Source organism: Geobacter argillaceus (assembly GCF_007830735.1).
GTDB classification, from domain to species: Bacteria; Desulfobacterota; Desulfuromonadia; order Geobacterales; family DSM-12255; genus Geomobilibacter; species Geomobilibacter argillaceus.
On record NZ_VLLN01000002.1, the window covers coordinates 154,044 to 175,338 of the forward strand.

Here is a 21,295-nt window from a genome sequence, read left to right on the forward strand (position 1 = left end):
ATTGTGACGAGAATGGCAGAAAGTCTAACCTGCCCCCAAGGGATGACCCCGCCCCTTCACAGATCCATCGACATGTGATAAAGTTTAATGCATTCAGCTTGTAAGGAGATCCAAATGCAAACAATTAACCCTCAAGAAATTCTTTCATTGAGCATCCCTGAGCGGATTCAACTAGTAGAAGACCTTTGGGATAGCATAGCTGCGGACCAGAATGCCGTTGAAATCACCGAAATGCAAAAACACGAACTGGATAAGCGACTTGCAGACTATGCTCTCAACCCTGATGATGGCGACACCTGGAACGAAGTACGAAAAAGGCTATGGCACGCGTTGTGACCTACACCGTCATTGTCAGAAAAGCTGCGGAAGCTGACATGGGGGGAGCTGCACAATGGTATGAACATAAAAACCAAGGGCTTGGAAGTGAATATCTTCGTGCAGTCGAGAGTTGCATCGCCTCCATATCCAGACACCCTCAACAATATCCAATTGTTTACAATAATATTCGTAGGTCGCTGCTCAGGCGATTCCCGTTCGGCATATTCTATCTGACCACATCAAAATCTGTCATTATAGTCGCCTGCCTTCACGGAAAGAGGCATCCAGCCACGTTTAAATCCAGGACATAATTCATCCCGATCGTAATGTCCCCACCATTTCAGTTTTCCCATCCCCCATTCCGCCTGTCTTCACCCTTCACCGCCTTTCCCAGTCACGAGTTACCAGTCACAGACTTTCCGCAGTGGCGCGGTCAGGCGCCAGGAGAGGGAGGATTCGAGCGGCTCTGGACGCTCCGGCCGCTTTCGCAGGGCGGCGATGGTGGCGTCGCGGCTTGCACCCTCGAAATTTCCGGAATTTTCATGAATGTCCCCGGAATCGCCGCGATCATTATCCGCCCTGTTCAACGGTTAAAATAAATCTGGATGTCCCGGTTTCCTCAGTTTTCTCGATTGGCATCTATTACGGGAAGTTTTGTATGTCTTGAGCTGCGTGGAAGACGCGCAGGATAAAGATGACCTCTTTGTCGATTGAATATATGACAATGTAGGGGAATTCTGGAAATATCAGTTCACGTGTTCCGTTAATCCGTCCGGGCTTCCCACTGGATGGATGCTCGGAAAGCTGATCAAAGGTTCTCTTTACTATCTTGAGTACGGTTTTTGCGGCAGCGGCAGGGTTATCTTGAGCAATGTACCGTTCGATAGCATCAAGATTCCTTTCAGCTCCGTTAGTCCATTCTACTCGCAAGCCTTTGCCTCCCATTTGGCAAGAACGGTTTCATGGGAGGTTGTCTGTCCTCTTTCCACCTCATTCAAACCTTCAAGGATGCTTTTAATCTGCCATTCATTCAGTTCGAGGTAATGGGTTATGGCTTCTTCAATAACAAATGTTTTGGAACGTCTGGTTGCCGCGGCAAGAAGCTCGATTCTTTGCTTCATCCCTGCCGGGAGCCTGAAGGATATGGTGTCTCTTGCTGTTGACTTTTGCATGAGAGAGTCTCCTGAATGGGTTACTGCATTACAATGCAATACACCTTACCAAGATACACTATATACGTCAAGAATCCTTGGTTCTTTCCAACCGCGGTTCCCTTACGTGCTCATCTGCGTTTATCAGCGTCCATCGGCATGTCGGTAAAAGGCGTGACTACGTCAGGCGCCAGGAGAGGGAGAAGTCACCATACCGCCGGTTGCTTTGAGACCTTATGTATTGTAAAGTGGTCGTCAGAAGCGAACTATCTCCTTTAAGGAGGGCACAAGAATGCCGGTAAAAGACATCGCCTCGTTTGAATCTGATGCATTAACGCTCCCGGCCACACAGCGGGCCATACTGGCCAAACACCTTCTGGCAAGCCTGGATGATCTTGAGGAACGGGAAATCGAACAGATGTGGCTTGATGAAGCAGAGCGCAGATACCAGCTTCACAAAGATGGATCATTATCGTCACGTGACGCCTTTAAAGCGATAGCCGAGGCACGGAAGCGCTTGTGAGCAAATTCTTACGCGACTCCCGGCTTCGGGGAGTGCCCCTGGATGGTGACGAGAATGGCAGAAAGTCTAACCTGACCCCAAGGGATTCTGCTCCGTGATGTCCGGATCAGGGATGCAGTTTTGTCTGGACAAGAAACTCTGCCGGGGTAACGATTCTTATGCCGCTGAAGGCCTTGAGGTCGGTCAGGTGATGGTCACCGGAAACGATGAAGTCGGCCCGACCCTCCACGGCGCAGATTAGGTATTTGGTGTCGTCGGGATCTGCGGCAAGTGGTGCAATCGGGAGGGTGCCGTCGGTGAACAGCGCCACTGTCCGAATTTTCGCCATGAAATGGCACAACTCTTCGGCTGACGCAGCAATACGACAGCTTATCTTGGGATAGGCGAGAACCCGCAGAATTTCGTCGCAGATCGCCTCGGAAATTACCAGCAGCAGTTTCTCCTCGCGCACCAGACGCATGATGACATCCGGTGTGGAGCCGGGCTTGAGCAGTGCACTGATAAACTGGTTGGTATCGAGCACAACCCGGATCATTGTCGGGCTGCCTCGAGCGCCTCTGCAAGATCTTCGTCAATAGTGCCCGCATCGCCGCTGACGCTCCCCTGAAGCGCCTCGTACAGACGGAAAAACTCCTCCCGTTCCTGCTTCATACTGAGATATTTCTCAATCGGTATGATGGCGACCAGCGGCTTCCCCGCCCGTTCAATGATATACTCGTCCGACTTGAGCACGACCTCGTTCATGACCTGACCCAGATTCTGACGTGCCTTGATGGCGGAAACTGTTTTCAGCATAGCTGTCTCCTATGATCATAATGGTTGATATAACCATACCAAAGGAATGTTCACGGAGCAAGTAAATCAATTTGCAACAGAGCTGTCGGATCATTCCCCATTAGCGCGCATCGGCGGTCAACTCTGCACGCCAAGCCTTTCTTCACCATCCCGTTCCCCTCTCCTCGATCCAGCCAGCGCCATAACGCCCGACAACTTTCACCACACGCTGAAATTTTGTCCCCAGATCCCTGCCCTGCTTATATCCCTACCAATTGTGTGCTGCAAAGTGTCAAACTTCGGTGTCCCGGTTTCGTTCCCTGTCTGGCCCCGGAATCTGCAGTGGACATTGCTATGTCGCCAGTTGCTTTAGCCGGGTCAGCGTGTCGGGGAACTTGCGAACCAGCAGTATGAGGGCAGCGGCCTGGTCGTTTGGCTTGGCCCGCCCCTGCTCCCATTTTTCAAGGGTGCGGGGGGAAACATGCAACTGATCCGCGAAGACCGGACGCGACAGGTTGAGTTTCTCCCTCGTGTCCCGGATGATCTCCGGCGTAACCTCCGGCATGGTCCTCTGTTCAACGGAGTACGTCTTGAGGGTGATCTTGCCGTCAAGATGCCGATTGATCTCATCGATCCCCTGCACCAGTTCGGCAAACAGATTACGCTTTTTCATCGGCTCCATGCCTCCACCAGCTTTTTGAGCTGTTCTTTTTCCTTTGCCGTCAGATCGCTTACTTCATTCTTGCCGTAAATGTTCAGCAGATAGATGTGGCCGTGGCCGGTTCTCCAGTAGCAAATCACCCGCACCCCGCACGTTTGCCTTTCCCGTGCGCACTCCACCGGATTTTCCTGATTCCGCCGGTTCCCTTGATGATGTCGCCGGCATCGGGGCGATCCTTCAGGTGGGCTTGCAGCTCGCCGTGCTCTTCATCGGAGAGGTACTCGGCAACTATGCGGCTGTAATGTGCCGTCTCGATAAATAGCATAATTCACTATACCCTTTTAGCGTACCCCAGACAAGATAGTTCAGCGTTCCCCGCCCCTTACTCTTCAATCCTCGTTTCACCGCCGTAACGCATCGAGGATTTTCCGTAGCGGCGCGGTCAGGCGCCAGGAGAGGGAGGATTCAAGCTGGTCGAGGCGTTCCAGGCGTTTTTGCAGGGCGGTGATGGTGGCGTCGCGGTTTTTCTCAGATTCACCTTTCAGATCTTCAACCGAACATTTCAACGTTTCGATTTCTCCAGCAGCAGCGCAACATTCTCTTCTTCTGTCAATCATGTACCGCCGCATCGATTCAAACTGATGCATGCCGATAGTTACCCGACTGCCATTTGCTCCCTGACAATCAAAAACAACCCGACTGGCATTATCAAGAATGTACTGTAGAACAACAAAACTAAAAATGGTGATTTCATTTGATCTCGACACTTCCAACAAACCTGTTGCCAGTTCCGGATCGAGGTCGAATGACTCTGATATTTTTTGTATTTCACGTATCAGAATCTTACCAAATTGTTGAAAATGATCGGGTGCCCATTTGGTTTCGTGCCAGACATGGTAAGCCAGTGGCGAGACTATTTCCTTGCACGGAATGCCCCGGATCAATGGGACCATCGGCGCCCAATAATCCCACCATGGTGCGCCAAGACAGAATTCCGACGGTGGATAACAGGCAAGAATAGACCGGTCGAAAAAGAAAAAATCGAACCCTACGAAAAATATCTCGCCGTCGCTGTCTTCTGGTGACGTGACATCAATCCGGGAGCCAAAAAGAAAAGAACCGCGTGACTCTCTGCTGATGAACTCTTTGAAATCTCCGTCAGCACGCAGAAAAATGTCTGAATTGATAATGCCACAAATGTCAGCACCTGATTCAGTCAAAGCCCTGCATACGTCGTCGAAATAGACAAACGGCTTGCCGGTAAGCTGCTCTGCTGTTCTGTCTGCTGACACAAAGGAAACAGAAGGGAAATATTGTTGAACTGCTTTGATCTCAGAAGAAGAGTTGATGGAAATGACATCAAACCCCAGAGCCTGCCAACTGGCAATGGCTGACTGCTGGAGTTCGATATTGCGGGGAACGATGCTGGTGGCAACAACTAAGCGTGTTGGCATATAGACACTCACTCTTCACAGCTTTTTAAACAGATCCAACATCTTTCTCATCGGGGCAGTCATGCGCCAGGAGAGAGTTTGTGTCAATTTTTCTGCTAACATCAGTCTGTTAGACAATTCTTCAAACTCAGTCCTTAACCTTGAAGTCACTATTTCCAATGAATCTTTTTCTCTCTGAAGGAAGGAATAGGTCTGATGAGATGAAAAATTCGGCCGCTGACCGGGAGGCAACAGTTCATTGTAGAAATCCCTCATGGCTGCATAATCAATTTCAACAGGAGATGCCGCATCAATGATCGTACCAGTCCCTTCGTTTGTTACCACAGATGTTTCTTCGCGGACAACGGCGTCAACCTCCTCCAGGTATCTGTCCATTGAATTTACCGCCTTCTGGTTCCCATGGCTTCTGTACCCGCCCAGAAGGGCGTTAACAGAATAGATCCGAGCATATCTCGAAAACCTGACCCACAACTCAAAGTCTCCGGCATATCCCAAATCCGAACGGATATACCCACCTGCACGCTCCCAGAGCGAGCGGCGCCAGAAGGTACTCTCCTGCTGCATCCAAGGCACATCGTTTCTCATTTTCAGAAACTGATCGCGGCTGTACGTCATTAGTGAGGCACTGAGGCCGATCAGCTGTCCGTCCTTGTCCCAACAGGTATGCCTGCCGGTGAGCCACTCTATTTCAGAATGATCGGCAAAAACATACGCCGCCATGAACAAGGCGTTTGCATGATATTTGTCATCCGAATTCAACCAGGCCATGACCTCGCAGGAGCTACGGCAAAATCCGTTCTGTATTGCGGCATACTGGCCGTCATCGGGCTTGCTCTGCCAGTAAGTGAGGTATTTTTCGTATCTTTTGATGATCTCTACGGAACCGTCGCTGCTGCCGCCGTCCATGATGATGTATTCCAGGTTGGGGTAGTTCTGGGAAAGGATTGAGTCGATGCACTCTTCGAGATACTCTCCCTGATTGTAGGAGGGGGTGACGATTGTGATGGTAGGAAGTTGGCAAGTTGTCTGTTGAACGCCTGATTTCATTAGCCGGCTCGAAATCGGGTTTTTACTTTAGTAACCAGACGCTTGAACTTGGAGAGAGTCCGCTCGTTTTCGCCAAGAAAAATTTCACGTTGTGAATACCCTTTCTTCTGGCATTCCTGCAGATACAGGTCGTGAAAAAAGTAGTTGTAATTACAACCGCACGACTTGTTCGGGCATTTTTTCATGTCGCGCAAGAGGTAGTGGGAAATTCCAGGGAATCCTTCTTCGACCAGCGAAACGTTATTCCCTGTCTTTCTTGTTGTACACCACAAATCATATTTCAAAGTCCCGTTAGCCTCTATCAGGAAATAGAAATACCCCAGCGTGCATCGCTTGCCCAGAGAACGATTAAAGCTTGCAGAGGATATTTTCTCTCCATCGACAACTTTGCCGTTATCAGTCCAGGGGGGAATGAAGGTCTGATACTGTATGGTCAAACCGGTTTCGTTCTGAATCCGGGCCAGTTCAGCAAGATCTTTGCTGGTGAGCCCGTTATCAACCTGGGAAATAGTTACGGGTAGTTTCTGTTTGTATTCATTGACAACCGAAATAATATTGTTTATTTCCCGCTCACTTCTTAGTGCAACGTGAAGGCTGACCCCAACCTGTGAAACATACGGCGCTATTCGTCTGAACCTATCAACAGCCCGCAAGTTTGTGATAAGGCGAATCTCGATGTTGCCAGCGGCAGCAAGCAGACGAACTGCCTCCTCAATTCTTACGGCGACAGTCGGTTCTCCTCCGGTTAAATTAACAATGACTTTTTCAAACTCCTGACTGACATCGACCAGTTTTTGAGCAACTACAATCTCAGCCCCAGGCCTATAAAGCATTTTAAGAGAGTTTTTGTGTGAGTACTCTCCCTTATTCACACAATATGGGCACCTGAGATTGCAGTTATCAATAACAACCCATTCAAAAAAACCCAAAGGTCGCACTAGTTACCTCTTGAAAAACTTTCTTACAAGTAAATTAAAGAGTGCCTCTTTTTGATATTCACAGCACCATACCTTTTTCACTATTTCATCAAGATATTTTTTGTCGTTCTTGATTTCAGAAGGGTGTCGCAGTGGGAAATCCATAGATTCCGATTTCAAACGTGCCGTAGGGTAATTCGGATCATGCGTATGCGTTGCGTTCTCACCGAAGCCGACATTCGTGACCATGTTTTTTGAAGGTATGATTGAAAGCATATTGTATTTCAGCTGATGGTAAACCCATTGGTAATCCCATGTCGCAAATCCGTCGAGTAACCATGAAATTCTTTCATCCCAGTATTGTATCCAGTTGATATCCAGTTCAAAGTAATTGCCGACATTAAGTTTTCGATACAGCCATAGCTTCCTGAATTTCATTTTTTTCCAATACAGCAAGTCATAATCGATCTTATTAGCCACCCTCCTCCAGGTAGCCCAACCCCACATGTTCATGAACCGCGAAAAGCAGTAGCTGAATTCACATCCGGAATAGGCTAGATTGCTACCGTTTATAGAGTATATCCTGTTGTCATTGTGATAACGGTTCAGCAAATCTTCACAATACGTGAAAAAGCTGTGGTCAGGAAGGCAGTCGTCCTCAAGGATAATTCCCTTTTCAACGTTTTCAAAAAACCAGCTTATTGCGGTGGACGGGCCAAAGCGGCAACCGAGATTTCGTTCCTGGAATAATGTTTTCACGTCACATTCCCAGTCAATTGATGAAACGACCTTTCGAGTCTCTTCACAACGTAACCTGTCAGTCACAACAGCATCCCGTGGGCCATCAGCGGCAATGAACAATTGTCGAGGTTGTGCCTGGCGGATCGCTTGGAATACTTGTGAAGCTGTTTCTGGGCGATTGAATATGATGAACAATATTGGAGTTGATAACATCGGTAGCTTAGGTGTAACCGAGGGATTTTAAAAATTTCCCATAATGTTTTTGAATATAAACTGTTTCTTCATCTTTAAAATGTTCTTTCCATCTACCAATACTGCTATCATCGATGCTTTTCTTATGTTCAAGGTCGTATGTTCCAGCTTCCCACTTTGGGAGCGTATGATTAAATTTACTGTAATTTAATATTTCAGGTTCAAAATCAACCCCGATGAAATCGCATACTACTTTCAAAGTACTTTCAGGCTTAGTAACAAGGTCTTCATACTTGATTCTTATTTTTATTTTATCTTTTTCATCGAGCAGTTTCCTTATCTTCAGCTCCCAGTCGTACCAACGCTTAAAAGCATTTAAATGGTTCAATTCACCATAATCATCTATTGCTCCAAAGACTTGACTCTTATTTTCCACTAGAGAACAGGCTGAATCTCTTCCATCTCTAAAGATATGTATATATTTAGAGATGGGGTATAAAGAAAGGAGAAATTCTAGATATTTTATATCTTGCGGTGTCTTTAACACCAGGATATCTTTATTCTTATTACGAATTATTGGAGTAAATATTTCAGATATAAAACATCTTGTGGCATGCAGTATAATATTTTCATCAACATCAGGCAGATTTTGCACTGGACCCCATTTATCATCTACAAGAAACTGAGATAATTGTCGTACTGAGTTATCGCCATAACCACCAAGTATCCAAGGTGTTTCTGATGGCGCTACAATTTTGCTGTGACTGTCAAGGATAATTCTTAATAATGTTGTTCCAGACCTAAGAACTCCGATAATAAAAATCGGGACGAGTGGTTTATTAATAATATTAGTTTTCAGATGATCTATATTAATTTTTTTTCGCGATCTAAAAAAACTGATCATATCTTCCACCGTTAAAAGGTTAAATTAATTTATTCCTGCGACTATCTCTTGCGCAATCAAAACAATTAACTAACTACAATCTATAAATAGCATCGATAACTATATGATATGTCTAAATATCAAGTCGCCCCAGCAATGTAACCCTGCGTTTCTGACTATAGTCGTCTAAGTGTAACAATCCTATTGGTACGGGGTCTGGTATTGTCAACTCCTCTAGCTTGAATCCTAGACCTTCCAGTACTGACACCAATCGCTTCAGACTCGGCACTTTTTTGTAACTAGTTTCAGCAATGCCATCGAATTTCCAACCACCTGGCTCTTGAATATATTTTTCCTCCTCTTCAACCCTCGTATCAACTAGAATTGCTTCACGAGTCATCGACCGTAGAAACTCTAGTAGGTTCTCATAATTGGGAATATGATACAAAATCCCACAGCAGAGAGTGAAATCAAATGGACCACGTCTACGAATCTTATCCCAAGTTTCCAGATCACAGACATTTCCATGAATAAATTCCCAATCACCTTGAGGTAAAATACGGTTTTGTTCCCAGAAGAGTTGTCCCTGACGCACTGTGTCCAAACGGCCTTCAACCCCTAAAAACCGCGAGGCGCCTAACTGCACGTACTTTGATGACCAGTACCCACAGTTGCTTGCGATATCAAGAAGAGATTTCCCGTGGAAATCATATCGCTCCTTTACCAGATCAATCCATATTTTACCCATATACTGTACACGGCTTCTCAAGCCTTCTGCTGACTCCCTAGAACCTATTCCTGGCACGACTTCAATGCCAGCAATCCTAAGAGGATAATACCAAGGATTCAGTGCCTCTATTTGCCCTTCAAGCGACTGCCCAACCGGGATAGGATGCATGTATTTGACTTCCTCTGGCGGGAAGACGGACTCAAAGTAATTACGATGAAACGTGTAGACCTCCCTTTGAGTTACATCTTGTGGCAGCGCTTTGGTAAACTTCTCATCCCAATCACGACCGTAATGTTCAAGAAAGTAGTTCGCTGCAAACTTCCTTGCGCTATCTTCGTATTCTTGACGACTCACCACATTTTTAGTCTTCCCATAAGTGGTGCCTCCGAGATGTTCAAACTGTACAATGTCGCAATAAGCCAGTGCCCATTTCCCTGTAGAATAAATTTTATATGATAATTCGTGAATAGCTCCCCAGCAGTAACGAAAATCTGGATTTAAGAAACCGACTTCTCGTAACACCTCTCCACGCACCATAAGTGACAAATATTCACAGACAGCGACTTTGCGAAAATCTTGCCCGATTTGAGGACATGCGCCGGGATATTCCTTTCCTACACCCACATTGGTTGGGCTCATAAGCCCCAACTCAGGATGTTCTTCCATAAGTTTCACCATGCGAGTCATGGCCAACGGTTGGCCATCAAAACGAAGGTCATTCATCATCACCCAATAGTAACGATAGTTGGCAGCTACTGCTGCTTGGCGAATGCCAACGTTGTGTGCGTAACATTTCCCACGGAAATGGGTATCTTCATATTCGATTGTTGTATAGGGGCTTCGTCCTTCGGGTTGCGAGCCGATATCGACCACATAAAGGTCAAATGTCAGATTACTTTCATTGCTGAATGCGAGGATCTGCGCGCAAAGGTAATCGGTCAAATCGCGCCGATCACGATTGACAATAACAAATGCAACATCCTTGACAGGTTTTTCTGCAAAAGAAATGGGCAGTAACTGTCCTTTTGAATCCCAAATCCTGCTAGCAATATTAATCATGAAGGCTCTTCCTCCCGGTGAACCACTTTATTTGCAACGTCTTGTTCTTTGAGTTGTCTGGAAATCTCCTCAACCAGTATATAACTCCTATGTCGCCCTGAATTACAACCGAATGCAAAAACCTGTGACTGATCCAATGGAGCAAGCATTTTTATAAGAGGCACGACATATTTTAGAAACTCTATAACTGAAGGTTGCTGCAAAACGTAATCACGCATTTCATCATCAGGGACTGCAAAAAAACCCCATTTCGATTCTCTTGCCGGATTCTTGATAAACCCAACATCGAAATAGTAATTAGCATTAGGGATACCATATTTAAACCCGAATGACATAAGCTTCACAGATACTTTGCCTTTTCTTGACATGTTTACCGCCCTGAATATGTTTTCAAGAATGAATATTTCTTACACTGACCTTTGGCTCGAGATTCACTATCGAACTTGGATGTTGTAAGCAGTCACCTACCACAGTAAATAAAATTTGATCATCTAGCAAATCATAATTAGTTTCGACTGTCCCTAAACCAAAAGATAAGAAATATTTTCCCGGTGCCAACCACATACGGATGTCAACTAAGCTTTCAAGTAGATCTCCATGTTTTAGTTGTCTTATTTCAATTTTTTGAATATAGCTATTGACACCAAATAAAAATAATCCCTTAACGTCTTTAATTGGGTACCCAAAGTATATTGCATCAAGATCACCATAAACAATTGCTCTCGCAAACAAAGTATAGCGATCCCCTGTTGTTAGAGTAGTAACTAATTCTCCATGTATGTCTCTTATTCCTGCATCGATAATTTCGGCCTTTTTTGTTCCATTCCAGTTTTTTAACTTTTCTTCTGCTATCCGCTTTACTTTTAAATCGCAGGCTGCCACCGCTGTTTCTCTAATATCCAAACTATAATTATCAACTCCACAAATACGCTCAAAATTGTTAAGTTCGTTTTCAAAATTATCGACTTTATCTCTTACTATGTCATCACCGAGCATCATTTCCTGATAGGTTCTAGTGACAGTTTTAGGCACTCCATACATCTTAATAGCCCCACTATCCATTAATAGTGCTTTAGAACAAAGCATATTTATGCTATTGATGTCATGTGAAACAAATAATATGTTTTTCCCCAAATTAGAGAACTGCTCAATTTTTGAATAACACTTCCTCTGAAACTTTATGTCGCCAACACTCATCGCCTCATCCACAATCAAAATATCCGGATCTACATTGATTGCCACAGCAAACGCCAACCTAACGAACATTCCACTGCTATAGGTCTTTACCGGTTGATATACGAATTCGCCGATATCGGCGAAGGAGAGAATAACATCTAACTTCTCTTCCATTTCATCACGCGTGTATCCCATGAGCATGCCATTGAAGTAGACATTCTCGATTCCAGAGAGCTCTGGGTTGAACCCAGCGCCAAGTTCTAATAGGGCTGATACCTTGCCGTTTACAGTAACATTGCCGATAGAAGGTGTAAGCACACCGGTTAAGATTTTCAGCAACGTAGATTTACCAGAACCATTTTTGCCGATGATGCCTACGGATTCACCTTTATTGACCTCGAAACTGACATCTTTTAAGGCATAAAAATCGTGGTGATATTGCCTACGCAAGGGGTGAAGTGATTCCTTCAGGCGATCAACAGGGGTGTTATAAAGTTTGTATACTTTTGAAAGACTTTCTACTTTTATTACAGTGTCTTTGGACATCAATACATCCAGTCTTACGGCAATAATAGTCCTGAAATCAGGCTTCTCATGTCACAGAATCATAAGTTGGGATATAACATGACCTATTTGGGGCTACAAAGGCGAAGGAGAAAATTTGTACACAATGGATTTTAACGAAAACGCTTCCAGTATGAAGCATCCCATTTATCACCAGACTTGAGAACCAGATTACGATCTTCCGCCCAAGCATTAGAATCAATACATTCTCTGCATGGAGATTCCTTTTCCAATATACTGCGACTTCGTGTCTCTTCCCAGGCTTTGGATTTGAATAACTCTTCAAGAGTTGCATCGTTGATGTTTCCAATAGTCAATTCCATTTCAGTGTCTAGATTGCATGGGGAAACATTCCCTTGCCAATCTATTGCGGCAAAGCGCTGACCCCAAACATTGCAAGGATGAGGTTTTAGAAGTGGATCAGAGATCTTGCCCCCATAAGTCAACAAACGTTTGGCTCTTAATTCATCCATTGTGCCAAATAATGGAACCCACTTCTCAACATACAAAGGTAGTTCATCAATATTAATTGAACTTACTGTATAGACATGCCTGGTTGATACATGATTTGAAAGAGAATGCCACCATCGAACTTTTTCATCGATCAGGTCTAGGCGGTTACCTTCATATCTAGTCCCCTCTAAATCTAGAGCGAATTCTGCAGGACGTACAATTCTATAAGTTTCTTGTGTTGCAGCATCTACACTAAAGCGAACTTGGTTGAAAGGAACATCAATTAATGCATTTAGTATTTCACGTGTGGCACATGACAAATTGGTATTGATTGATAGGTAAAGGCTACTTCGTTTAGCCTTCATATATGCCAAGATATCCATAAATTGAGGATGAAGCATTGGTTCGCCAAAAAAAGCTATGCATAATTCTTTGGTATTTTTCTGGCAATCGTTAAATATTTTCTTGAATAGATCAACGCTCATATTGCCAATCGCCCTATCGAGACTTCTATGAGGACAACTGTAGCACGAATAGTTACATTGGTTAGTGATTTCAGGGGTAACCAAGTCAATTATAAATTTACTATCAAATACACTCACTAATATTATCCTTTTAAGCTTTAACTTTTACCAACACTGCATTTCTCTCTACTTGATCAATCTGCTGATACCTGCCTGATGCTAATGCTTCATCAACTATCTGCTTAGGGCCTGTAAATGGCGGTAATGTGTCGTGTATAGCAATTATTCCACCTACAGGAACAAACGATTCCCAACAATCAAAATCAATCTTTGCACCCTCGTAAGTATGATCGCCATCGATCCATAATAATGAAATCGGCTTAGAGGTGTCCCATGCCTTTGAAGCTTCTAAACTAGACAAATTTACAAGACGAATAGTTTCAACTACATTTGCTTTTAACATATTACGAAAAAATTGAACTCGGTCTTTAGAGCCAAATTCGTGTCCAAATATTCCTTTTGAATAATCATGCGGCTCAATACAATACACTGGTATTGATAAACCTGTCGCTTGGACAGCTAAGGCCAAGGCTACGCTTGTTCGGCCATGATAACTTCCAATTTCTACAATACAGCCCTTATTTATGTTACGAGCTAACGTATAGAGATTTGCGCACTCTGCAGCAGAAGTATTACTATGCTCAATAGACATGATTATTTTAAGATATTGTTCCAAGCAATCCTCCTTTGGAAATAAAACTGAAGATTGACCACTTAAAAAGGGGAGGCTTCATAAGCCCTCCCCTTTTTAGTATTAAAGCACAATTTTTGCACTATTAGCATTAAAACACAAATAATTACACTATTAATATGCTGTGAATGCTGTCCTCATCCATGAGTTAGTAGCTGTACACAGGTACAAGAAACCGGTTGACGGACTAAGTATCATGTCACCAACAGTACAAGGGGCGTTGCTTGCCGGAGCAGCAGGTTGATTCGATATTCTCAATCTGCCATCACTGGTGATCCTGAAGCGCTCCAGACGGGTTGCAGCATTTGAACCTGTCCAGAATGACATCGCCGTAGGAGCTACCCCATTGCTAGTTGCACCGTCTACCCCGAAGATAAATGATGCTGTAGGCATATACCAGTTGCCTGAAAGGTTAGTGGCATCATAAGGTTTTGCATGAAAAGCAGCTATATTGTCACCATTTTGAAGATTTGAAGGAGTTGCCTCCAAGCCTCTACTTCTATTAATTGCAATAACGGCAGCTGCAATATCAGTAGTGTGCTGTGCAATCGTTAGGCCTCGTGTTAGACCTGCGGTAGGTGCTGATTCGGTCAAATGCAACGCAGACAAAGGATTTAACGTTCCGAATCCGAAGGTCTTGGTGCTGTTATTGAACACCATATTGGGTCCAGTTACGTTTCCAGCATCATCCACCTTAAACACCGGCGTCCCGGTAGAGTTATTCACAATCAGCTTATCCACCGCCGAGGCAGTGCTCGCGATGCTCAGCAGTGCCACCAAAGTGAGTACCATTTTCCCGACTGTCTTCATAACGTCCTCCCTTTTGTTCCGATCTAGTATTTAGTTCTTCGTGAGATTACTGGATCACAATCATGTCGGCAACGATAGCGTTGCTCTGGATGGTCAACGAACCAAGTCGCGTGTAGTTGCCGGCGGTCCGGGTCGCGAAGCCCATGTCGTCCCAGCCGCCGCTCAGGGTCACCTGGGCCGTACTGTAGTTGGCCACAATGTTGTCAACCAGATAGAGCGTGTCGTAATTCTTCACCACTTTGATGGTCTGGCCGTTCGCTGCTGCCTGAAGGGCCGCGCCGATGGTCCCGATATACGCACCGGTCTCGGCGATCATGACCTTGTCCTGCGGCGGCTTGTTCTGGAAGGTGATCTGGACGTTCGTTGCCGCATTCAGTGTAACGGTACAGCTGCTCACAAACGGGGAGACACCGGCACAGGCCCCGCCCCAGGAGGCGATGGAACGACCCGGATACTGGGTGAAGTCGGCGTTAATAGTCACCTGGCTGGCGGTGGGGTACTCGGCTGTCATGATGCCGCTGGTGATGTCGATACCGGTCGGAGTCGTATAGACCCGTCCGCCGAGGTTCATCAGCTCAACGGTGAGGGGCTGCACATTCTTGCTGGCAGCAGTGGCGAACTTGACCACCAGGGTCTGGTTGGCGGTGATATTAGTGATGTCAATGCTGGTCCCCGCCCCCTTGGCAACACCGTTCAGGGTGACGCTGTCGACAACGGAACCGACTGCCGGAGTGAAGTAGAAGGAGCGACCATAGGCGGTCACCGGAATGGCGCCAACACCCGGGGCTACGGTTCCGGTACCGGTGCCGGTGGCGTCGATACTGGCATTCACCACATACGGATAGGCCGGGCTCATGAAGTTACCCATGCTGGTCGGCTTGACGCCAACCGGCACCGAGTTAAGAACGCTACCGGTTACCGCATCGAGTACCGATACGGTACCGGCCTGGTAGTTGACGATGTAGAGCTTGCTGCCGTCTGGCGTCACCGCAGCTCCCCAGGGCTGAGAACCAACCACGGGGGCAGGGGTGGTCAGAACCGTGTCGTTAGGCGTTGACCCGGTATTAATGAATGTCACCTTGTCAAGGACGCTGCTCGGGGTATAGGCAAACTTGTTGGCCGCCACCGGGTTGACAGCCACGCTGACCGGGGCCGTAGCAACGCTGAGTTTGACCTTGAGCGCCCTGGTGGCGGTGTCGATCACCGCAACGCTACCGGAGTTAAAGTTGGCCGCATAGAGCTTGGCACCGTCCGGACTGAGCGCCATCCCCATGGGGTAGTCGCCCGGATCGAGCGCAATCTCGCCGGCCTTGGTGTAGACGTCGGTGACGTCGTTGGCATTGACGACCGCAACCTTGCCGGTACCGGCATTCGCCACGTAGACCGTGTTGCCGGCGGCGTTGATCACTACCCCTTCGGGCACCGATACGGCCACCTTGCTGTCCAGCGTGACCTTGGCCACTTCGGCTGCGGCACCGGTATCGAACAGCTTGCTGACATCGATCACGGTCAGGGTGTTATTGTTGTTGTCAGCCACGTAGAGACGTGTTTCCGCGGCATTCACCGCCAATCCACCAGGCTTGAGAGAAGTGTTCAGCGTCTTCACAACCGTGTTGGTGGCAGTGTCGATGACGGCGATCTTCAGGGAATCCTGGCAGGTGACATAGGCATGGACACCATTCGGGCTCACGGCTACGGCATAGGGATAGCTCGGGGTCGGCAGCGGAATTGTGGCTGTCGCGACGGGCGGCACGGCACCAGTATCGATCACCGTTACGGAATTGCCCCCACTGTTTGCGATGTATGCAAACGGGGCGGCAGAGGCAAGGCCCGCATACATCAGCAGACTAAACATGGTGACCAGTAACCTGAAATACATAGCGTCCTCCTCAGGCATAGCGAAAATACGCTCTAATCTTTTCAACATTTCAGCAAAAATTACGCCAAGCCAATTGACTGTTCACCGCTCACGTGAGACGGCTAATTTCCCTCGACATTTTGGCCGGCCCGGCAACTGCATTGAAGCAAAATCTCTCCGAATGACCGCAAAGCTACGTCAAATAACGTGGCCGTTTCACAACCTCGGTTGTCCCAACGCCTTGACAACCCTGAGTTGCACCGCCCGTTCTCCGTTGCCGTCCCGCTCATACCGGGGACAGCAGAGGCCGGCAACCATCCCCGCCCCATAGCAAAGATGAAGTGCCGGCAGGGTCCAGAGCAGATGCAATCCGCTGCCGACGAGGCGAGCCGCGCATCCGGCCACGACCGCTTGACAGGCAACCAATGCCAGGTAACCGACAAGCGGCCACCAGACGGGCCACGGCGACATACTAAATAAAAGCGTTATAATGTATACCAGAAAGAATACTGGAAGGAAACTGGCAATTTTGCCTTGCCGGGTAATGCGGGTCTGTTCCCCCCGGCCCCGGCCATAGGTGTACAGCTGACGGAGATAGGCACCGGCCGTGGCCCGCTGGCTCCGATGTACGGCCAGGTCGGGATCATGGAGCAGAGCGTGCCCCCCGGCCTTGAGCCGGTCCATCAGCTCGTTCTCTTCGTTGGGGTAGAGGCGCTCGTCCAGACCGCCGGAGTCGATGAAGACCTTCTTCCTGAAGGCAAGGTTGCAGAGGATCAGCTCGGAGTCATCGGTACGCCGCACCATACCGGTCCGGCGATAGCGATTGCGCACGCTCCCGCCGCCGAGCGGCGATGAAAGCGTCAGACCGAATGCCTGTTGCAGCGGGGAGTCGTTGTCCGGCGTGAGCGAAGGACCGCCGACCGCTGCCACAGCTGGATCGGTGAAATGACGTGCGAGCCTCTCCAGATTGTCCGGCTCGACGAGCGAATCGTCGTCGAGAAAGTAGAGTATCTCGCCCCGTGCCTCGGCTGCCGCCCGATTCCGCTGGCAGCTGGGCCGTCTCCCTTCCGCGATAATGACCTCGTAGCGGTCGGCCGGATACGTGACGTCACGCAGAGGTACGAGTGCCCGGACCGTACCGCCTGGTTTGACCGGAAGAATGATGGAGATGGTGGGCCGGCTGTCAGTCATGAAGGGCATTGGTAACGCAAGACCGCAAGGATATCCCCCCTCATAACCCCTCCCTGCCTCTCCTTATCTTAAGGGGAGGTGGATTGCATTCCCCCTCTTAAGTTAAGAGGGGGTGAGGGGGAGTTACGCCGCATGTATAGAAAAACGGCCGGGATTACCCGGCCGCCTCGGCTTCTCTGTTGTGCCCAACCGTCAGAAACTCTTTTTGAGCGCTGCCGCGAGGCGGTTCTCCACGCGCTTGTCGGACGAACGTTTTGCATAGGTGTAGTCGACCGTTGCGTCGAGCAGCTTCATGTTCGCAGCGAGACCGAGCCCGTATGCCTGGGTCAGATCTCCGTTCTGAAGAGTGTAGGTGGCGCGGCCGTTCAACGAGATACGGGCATACAGGTAGTAGGTGCCGGCCAGGGTCAGGGCCTTCCTCGGTGTCTCACCGTTGTTCTGGAGATAGGCCATCTCCTCGTAGAGGTCGGCCACTTTCCGGCTTACGCCGCGGCTCCCCCAGATATAGTAGGTCAGCCGCTGCGCGGCATCTACAAACTTGTAGGTGGTCCCGGCGCTCTCCCGCTGATTCTGTTGCCCGCGAAAAGTGGCCTCCACGGTCCGGTTGGGCTTGTAGACAATTCGCGAATTGAATTGGATATCCTTGTCCCCGTTATCCTGCATGGCCACGGATCCGCCCAAGCTGGCAGCATAGGTTGGCTGCGTGTAACTGACGCCTGCGGAGACAGAGTTGGACATGGTGTCATTGCCGTTGGACTCGAACTGGAGATAGTTCGTGCCTGACAGGTCGGCGGTAAAGCGGGCAACCGGTGTCCAGGCAACGGAAGCCGTTGTGGACAGGCGCAGGAAATTCGAGGACGGGGTAGTCAGGTTGGTGACGGTACTAAGGGGGTTCTGGCTCTGGGCAACCGTGGAACTCGTAAAGCTGGTGGTGGAGGCAGCGTCGTTCTTCCCCTGGGTGATAGTCTCCCGAAGGGAGAGTTTCCACTGGGATGACGGTTGATAATAGGTGTGCATAAGCAGGTCCTGGTTATAACTGTACTCTCCGTTCCCCCGGTTGTATCGGGTGCGGAGCGCATAGCTGCCCGCCATGTTCAGCGTTCTGGCAAAACGGGAGGTGCTGACGGTCTCCAGGGTCAGGTCCCCGCCAACCTCACCCCCTCCTGCGGAATCCGATTTATTGATCAGAGAAAGGATAGATGTCAACGTGAAAGGACTGCGCTTGAACGTATTGAGCCGTGCGGACAGATTGTCCTCACTCGACCGGGATTCCTGCGATACCCCTCCACCGGAGTGCTGCTCGGTGGCCGAAACGGAAAAACTCCAGTCGGTGTCCGCCCCCAGAACACCATTGACGTAAAGCGGCAGCCGCACTATCTCTTCGGGTGCCCCTCCTCCGACAATCTTGCGGTTGTAGTTCGAAAAGAACTTGGCCTCCCACAACCGCCGTGTGGCCATGCCGAAAATGTTCAGGTCGAACTCTTCCTCGTTCTTGTCGGAAGCACCGTATTTTACCTGCTCGAAACGTGCGTCTGCCGACAACTTGATCCAGTTGGTGAACTGTATCCATTTGCGACGCTGATACTGGTTTATCGTCCCGAACAGGATCTTGGTTCTGTCATAACTATTATCAGGGTGGTAGTTATCGGTGAAACGGTTGCTCTGGTAATGCAGCCAGGTATCGCCAATGCCGCCGGCGGAAACGCTGAAGCGGTTGGAGCGCGAATCGAGCCTGGCCCCCCCTTGCGTGTTACGGCTTACCAGGTCCCAATAGTTGACATAAATGGCCGGAACTCCGGCCAGGAGGTCGCCGAACGTGCCCCGGGAGCGCCCGTCCTTGTTGGCGATGACAAGGTTCACCCCGCTCTCGATATTGGTTCCGCTTTGACTGATATCCGTCGGAAGATTCGGCGCAATAATCCGCCTACCGTCGCTCAGCTCCGGCAAGGTGTCGTTTACGAAACTGTTGTTATTAATATCGCGGCTGTATGCTGTGAGCTCGAACGGCGAGGTGGGGGGGTTAAGGGTAAAAGTACCATCAAAGAGGGGCCGGCCACTGCGCACGGACTGGTCGGTCCCGCCGCCGGGGTGGCTGAGCGAGGCATCGATGGACGACCATTCATAGCCAACGGAAAGATTGTAACTGGCGTGGCTCTCGATGCGCGCCTTGCCGTTCATATGATACAGCAGGGAATACTTCTGGACAAAAGTGCTGGCCTCCAGCACCTTGCGGCCGTTCTCCGCGGCATCGTAGCTGACATAGCCGAGCTCTGCACTGCCGGAAAGCCCCTGACGTGTCACATGACCGTCGCCAACGCGGGCACTGACGGGCATTGCCACGATCATCGGCACGGTGAGCCCGCCAATCAATACCAGCGTCGCACGTTTGAGCATCTTCATTGCCATCCTCTCCACACCTCAAGGCTCGCAGAAGAATAGTTCCGGCTACTTGCCGCGTTACTGCCATCAACAGTGCAACGACCATACCCAACGAGTACCATCCGCAGCGACTTCATCTTTTCCCCATTACTGGCAAGGGATTCCCGCTCACTAAAACGAGATAATGAGCCTCTTCTTAGCCGCAATCCGTTCTTTTCACGGACCATTCCGGCAAAAGCCCGACCCCGGCGTCGCATGTTCAGGTGCAATGCGCCACCAACCAGGCTGCCGGATAAAACCGTACCGGGCAACCAGCTACGACAAGGCGGAGAGGATGTAACACGATTTGCCGGTGGAAGCAAGAAGTCTAACAATAAAAAGGAGGGTGGTTGCCCACCCTCCTTTTCGACATCCAGCAACTGCCCGGCTTACTTGTTGTGGCAGCCCAGGCAGAGCTTGGAACCGGCGTTGGTGTCACGCAGGAACGGGTTGTTGTAGTCGTCGTGAACCGAGTGACAGCTGGAGCACTCAAAGCTCTGGGTCGCGGAACGGGCCGACTTGTAGAGCGGGAATTTGGTGCCCTGGAGACCGTTAATCCAGTTTGTGGTAACAGTGGAAAGATCGCCACCGCCATTTTTGTATTCAAAGTTAACCGGGTGGGTGGTCTTCAGCACGGAACCATCGGTGCCGCCTCTGAGCAGGTTGGCCTTGGCAGTACCGGGGAGACCGGTCGTAAAGGAGGTAAGCGCAGTTGCTTCCACTGTGGGAAGGGCAGTCGGGATGTTGACCAGCATGGTGCCACCCATGGAACTACCGTCATGACAGCTCATACAGAAGAGGGAGATACTGTCCGAGGTGAAGCCGGATTTGTTGGAAATGTTCTGCATGCCGAGACCGGAGTACAACTGATAGGTAATGGTGAATTGGGATTGATTGCGGTTCCAGATCGGGCCGCCGGCAGTGGAGGAGTTGTGCGGGGTGTGGCAGTAGATACAGATCTGGGTACCGGTTGTGCTGTGCAGGTTGCCGGTACCGGTCTTGGACAGGTTGTGCTTGGAGTAGACAATCGACTTGCCCGGGGCGGTGTTCGGGTCGATGGCCAGGGCTGCGGTACTGGCCATGGCGACGAGTGCTGCGGCTGCGATGAGTGCTAGTGCTTTCTTCATCTTCTTCTCTCCTTTTTTGTTTTTGGCCTTGGT

At 48.9% G+C, this 21,295-nt stretch carries 25 protein-coding genes; 3 read left to right on the plus strand and 22 right to left on the minus strand.

The features are described from left to right. Positions 1–114: 114 nt before the first annotated feature. Both JN12_RS02225 and JN12_RS21195 read left to right on the plus strand, forming a co-directional pair. Entirely contained in the window at positions 115–336 is a 222-nt protein-coding gene (locus JN12_RS02225) for an addiction module protein (RefSeq protein ID WP_145017653.1), read from the plus strand. Beyond that, positions 321–629: a type II toxin-antitoxin system RelE/ParE family toxin gene (locus JN12_RS21195; RefSeq protein WP_145017655.1), complete on the plus strand. Its 309-nt coding sequence runs from the start codon at positions 321–323 to the stop codon at positions 627–629. The genes JN12_RS02225 and JN12_RS21195 overlap by 16 nt, the downstream gene beginning before the upstream one ends. Positions 630–960: 331 nt before the next feature. Here JN12_RS21195 and JN12_RS02235 read toward each other — a convergent pair whose 3' ends face one another. Continuing rightward, entirely contained in the window at positions 961–1,248 is a 288-nt protein-coding gene (locus tag JN12_RS02235; RefSeq protein WP_145017657.1) for a type II toxin-antitoxin system RelE/ParE family toxin, read from the minus strand. Further along, entirely contained in the window at positions 1,239–1,490 is a 252-nt protein-coding gene (locus JN12_RS02240) for a CopG family ribbon-helix-helix protein (protein WP_145017659.1), read from the minus strand. Before JN12_RS02240 ends, JN12_RS02235 begins: the two co-directional genes overlap by 10 nt. A gap of 271 nt (positions 1,491–1,761) precedes the next feature. On the opposite strand from JN12_RS02240, the gene JN12_RS02245 reads away from it, so the two are divergent. Next, positions 1,762–1,992, plus strand: coding sequence for an addiction module protein (locus JN12_RS02245; protein ID WP_145017661.1), 231 nt, complete (start codon positions 1,762–1,764; stop codon positions 1,990–1,992). A gap of 106 nt (positions 1,993–2,098) precedes the next feature. Here the strand turns inward: JN12_RS02245 and JN12_RS02250 are convergent, their stop codons facing one another. From JN12_RS02250 to JN12_RS02340, 20 genes are all read right to left on the minus strand, one after another. Beyond that, positions 2,099–2,527: a putative toxin-antitoxin system toxin component, PIN family gene (locus tag JN12_RS02250; protein ID WP_145017663.1), complete on the minus strand. Its 429-nt coding sequence runs from the start codon at positions 2,525–2,527 to the stop codon at positions 2,099–2,101. Beyond that, positions 2,524–2,787, minus strand: a complete 264-nt coding sequence (locus JN12_RS02255; protein WP_145017665.1) for a type II toxin-antitoxin system Phd/YefM family antitoxin — start codon at positions 2,785–2,787, stop codon at positions 2,524–2,526. The genes JN12_RS02250 and JN12_RS02255 overlap by 4 nt, the downstream gene beginning before the upstream one ends. Before the next feature lie 331 nt (positions 2,788–3,118). Beyond that, entirely contained in the window at positions 3,119–3,439 is a 321-nt protein-coding gene (locus JN12_RS02260; RefSeq protein WP_145017667.1) for a helix-turn-helix domain-containing protein, read from the minus strand. After that, positions 3,436–3,567 carry a hypothetical protein gene (locus JN12_RS21290; protein ID WP_281287705.1) on the minus strand — a complete coding sequence of 44 codons (132 nt, stop codon included), beginning with the start codon at positions 3,565–3,567 and terminating at the stop codon, positions 3,436–3,438. The genes JN12_RS02260 and JN12_RS21290 overlap by 4 nt, the downstream gene beginning before the upstream one ends. Then, positions 3,564–3,752 (minus strand): hypothetical protein, encoded by a 189-nt coding sequence (locus JN12_RS21295; protein WP_211360487.1) that lies wholly within the window; start codon positions 3,750–3,752, stop codon positions 3,564–3,566. The genes JN12_RS21290 and JN12_RS21295 overlap by 4 nt, the downstream gene beginning before the upstream one ends. A 76-nt stretch (positions 3,753–3,828) precedes the next feature. Continuing rightward, positions 3,829–4,881: a hypothetical protein gene (locus JN12_RS02270; protein ID WP_145017669.1), complete on the minus strand. Its 1,053-nt coding sequence runs from the start codon at positions 4,879–4,881 to the stop codon at positions 3,829–3,831. 15 nt (positions 4,882–4,896) lie between these two features. After that, the gene (locus JN12_RS02275; protein ID WP_145017671.1) at positions 4,897–5,928 is read right to left on the minus strand and encodes a glycosyltransferase family 2 protein; all 1,032 of its coding nucleotides are present in this window, start codon (positions 5,926–5,928) and stop codon (positions 4,897–4,899) included. Then, on the minus strand, positions 5,928–6,866 hold the full coding sequence (locus JN12_RS02280; RefSeq protein ID WP_145017673.1) for a radical SAM protein: 939 nt from the start codon (positions 6,864–6,866) through the stop codon (positions 5,928–5,930). The genes JN12_RS02275 and JN12_RS02280 overlap by 1 nt, the downstream gene beginning before the upstream one ends. 3 nt (positions 6,867–6,869) lie before the next feature. Then, the gene (locus tag JN12_RS02285) at positions 6,870–7,604 is read right to left on the minus strand and encodes a hypothetical protein (RefSeq protein WP_145017675.1); all 735 of its coding nucleotides are present in this window, start codon (positions 7,602–7,604) and stop codon (positions 6,870–6,872) included. A 202-nt stretch (positions 7,605–7,806) separates the two neighbouring features. Further along, positions 7,807–8,682, minus strand: coding sequence for a sulfotransferase family protein (locus JN12_RS02290; RefSeq protein ID WP_145017677.1), 876 nt, complete (start codon positions 8,680–8,682; stop codon positions 7,807–7,809). 112 nt (positions 8,683–8,794) lie between these two features. Further along, positions 8,795–10,450 carry a bifunctional glycosyltransferase/class I SAM-dependent methyltransferase gene (locus tag JN12_RS02295; RefSeq protein WP_145017679.1) on the minus strand — a complete coding sequence of 552 codons (1,656 nt, stop codon included), beginning with the start codon at positions 10,448–10,450 and terminating at the stop codon, positions 8,795–8,797. Next, entirely contained in the window at positions 10,447–10,818 is a 372-nt protein-coding gene (locus JN12_RS02300) for a RapZ C-terminal domain-containing protein (RefSeq protein WP_145017681.1), read from the minus strand. Before JN12_RS02300 ends, JN12_RS02295 begins: the two co-directional genes overlap by 4 nt. A 22-nt stretch (positions 10,819–10,840) precedes the next feature. Then, positions 10,841–12,172 carry an ABC transporter ATP-binding protein gene (locus JN12_RS02305; protein ID WP_145017683.1) on the minus strand — a complete coding sequence of 444 codons (1,332 nt, stop codon included), beginning with the start codon at positions 12,170–12,172 and terminating at the stop codon, positions 10,841–10,843. 131 nt (positions 12,173–12,303) lie between these two features. After that, on the minus strand, positions 12,304–13,245 hold the full coding sequence (locus JN12_RS02310; RefSeq protein ID WP_170241818.1) for a radical SAM protein: 942 nt from the start codon (positions 13,243–13,245) through the stop codon (positions 12,304–12,306). A gap of 13 nt (positions 13,246–13,258) precedes the next feature. Next, entirely contained in the window at positions 13,259–13,843 is a 585-nt protein-coding gene (locus JN12_RS02315; protein WP_145017688.1) for a class I SAM-dependent methyltransferase, read from the minus strand. 129 nt (positions 13,844–13,972) lie between these two features. Then, on the minus strand, positions 13,973–14,668 hold the full coding sequence (locus JN12_RS02320; protein WP_145017690.1) for a hypothetical protein: 696 nt from the start codon (positions 14,666–14,668) through the stop codon (positions 13,973–13,975). 46 nt (positions 14,669–14,714) lie between these two features. Continuing rightward, on the minus strand, positions 14,715–16,547 hold the full coding sequence (locus tag JN12_RS02325) for a beta-propeller fold lactonase family protein (protein ID WP_170241819.1): 1,833 nt from the start codon (positions 16,545–16,547) through the stop codon (positions 14,715–14,717). A 195-nt stretch (positions 16,548–16,742) separates the two neighbouring features. Beyond that, positions 16,743–17,717 carry a glycosyltransferase family 2 protein gene (locus JN12_RS02330; RefSeq protein WP_145017693.1) on the minus strand — a complete coding sequence of 325 codons (975 nt, stop codon included), beginning with the start codon at positions 17,715–17,717 and terminating at the stop codon, positions 16,743–16,745. 192 nt (positions 17,718–17,909) lie between these two features. Then, complete coding sequence (locus tag JN12_RS02335; RefSeq protein WP_145017695.1) at positions 17,910–20,117, minus strand: hypothetical protein; 2,208 nt, start codon at positions 20,115–20,117, stop codon at positions 17,910–17,912. A gap of 407 nt (positions 20,118–20,524) precedes the next feature. Then, positions 20,525–21,262: a cytochrome c3 family protein gene (locus JN12_RS02340; RefSeq protein ID WP_145017697.1), complete on the minus strand. Its 738-nt coding sequence runs from the start codon at positions 21,260–21,262 to the stop codon at positions 20,525–20,527. Positions 21,263–21,295 lie beyond the last annotated feature (33 nt).

Bases quoted from the DNA above. Each gene is read 5' to 3' on its own strand.
- JN12_RS02255 (WP_145017665.1), bottom strand. From the start codon at position 2,787: ATGCTGAAAACAGTTTCCGCCATCAAGGCACGTCAGAATCTGGGTCAG.
- JN12_RS02335 (WP_145017695.1), bottom strand. From the start codon at position 20,117: ATGAAGATGCTCAAACGTGCGACGCTGGTATTGATTGGCGGGCTCACC.
- JN12_RS02250 (WP_145017663.1), bottom strand. From the start codon at position 2,527: ATGATCCGGGTTGTGCTCGATACCAACCAGTTTATCAGTGCACTGCTC.
- JN12_RS02325 (WP_170241819.1), bottom strand. From the start codon at position 16,547: ATGTATTTCAGGTTACTGGTCACCATGTTTAGTCTGCTGATGTATGCG.
- JN12_RS02260 (WP_145017667.1), bottom strand. From the start codon at position 3,439: ATGAAAAAGCGTAATCTGTTTGCCGAACTGGTGCAGGGGATCGATGAG.
- JN12_RS21295 (WP_211360487.1), bottom strand. From the start codon at position 3,752: ATGCTATTTATCGAGACGGCACATTACAGCCGCATAGTTGCCGAGTAC.
- JN12_RS02290 (WP_145017677.1), bottom strand. From the start codon at position 8,682: ATGATCAGTTTTTTTAGATCGCGAAAAAAAATTAATATAGATCATCTG.
- JN12_RS02300 (WP_145017681.1), bottom strand. From the start codon at position 10,818: ATGTCAAGAAAAGGCAAAGTATCTGTGAAGCTTATGTCATTCGGGTTT.
- JN12_RS02340 (WP_145017697.1), bottom strand. From the start codon at position 21,262: ATGAAGAAAGCACTAGCACTCATCGCAGCCGCAGCACTCGTCGCCATG.
- JN12_RS02275 (WP_145017671.1), bottom strand. From the start codon at position 5,928: ATGAAATCAGGCGTTCAACAGACAACTTGCCAACTTCCTACCATCACA.
- JN12_RS02295 (WP_145017679.1), bottom strand. From the start codon at position 10,450: ATGATTAATATTGCTAGCAGGATTTGGGATTCAAAAGGACAGTTACTG.
- JN12_RS02330 (WP_145017693.1), bottom strand. From the start codon at position 17,717: ATGACTGACAGCCGGCCCACCATCTCCATCATTCTTCCGGTCAAACCA.
- JN12_RS02225 (WP_145017653.1), top strand. From the start codon at position 115: ATGCAAACAATTAACCCTCAAGAAATTCTTTCATTGAGCATCCCTGAG.
- JN12_RS02305 (WP_145017683.1), bottom strand. From the start codon at position 12,172: ATGTCCAAAGACACTGTAATAAAAGTAGAAAGTCTTTCAAAAGTATAC.
- JN12_RS02320 (WP_145017690.1), bottom strand. From the start codon at position 14,668: ATGAAGACAGTCGGGAAAATGGTACTCACTTTGGTGGCACTGCTGAGC.
- JN12_RS02245 (WP_145017661.1), top strand. From the start codon at position 1,762: ATGCCGGTAAAAGACATCGCCTCGTTTGAATCTGATGCATTAACGCTC.
- JN12_RS21195 (WP_145017655.1), top strand. From the start codon at position 321: ATGGCACGCGTTGTGACCTACACCGTCATTGTCAGAAAAGCTGCGGAA.
- JN12_RS02240 (WP_145017659.1), bottom strand. From the start codon at position 1,490: ATGCAAAAGTCAACAGCAAGAGACACCATATCCTTCAGGCTCCCGGCA.
- JN12_RS02270 (WP_145017669.1), bottom strand. From the start codon at position 4,881: ATGCCAACACGCTTAGTTGTTGCCACCAGCATCGTTCCCCGCAATATC.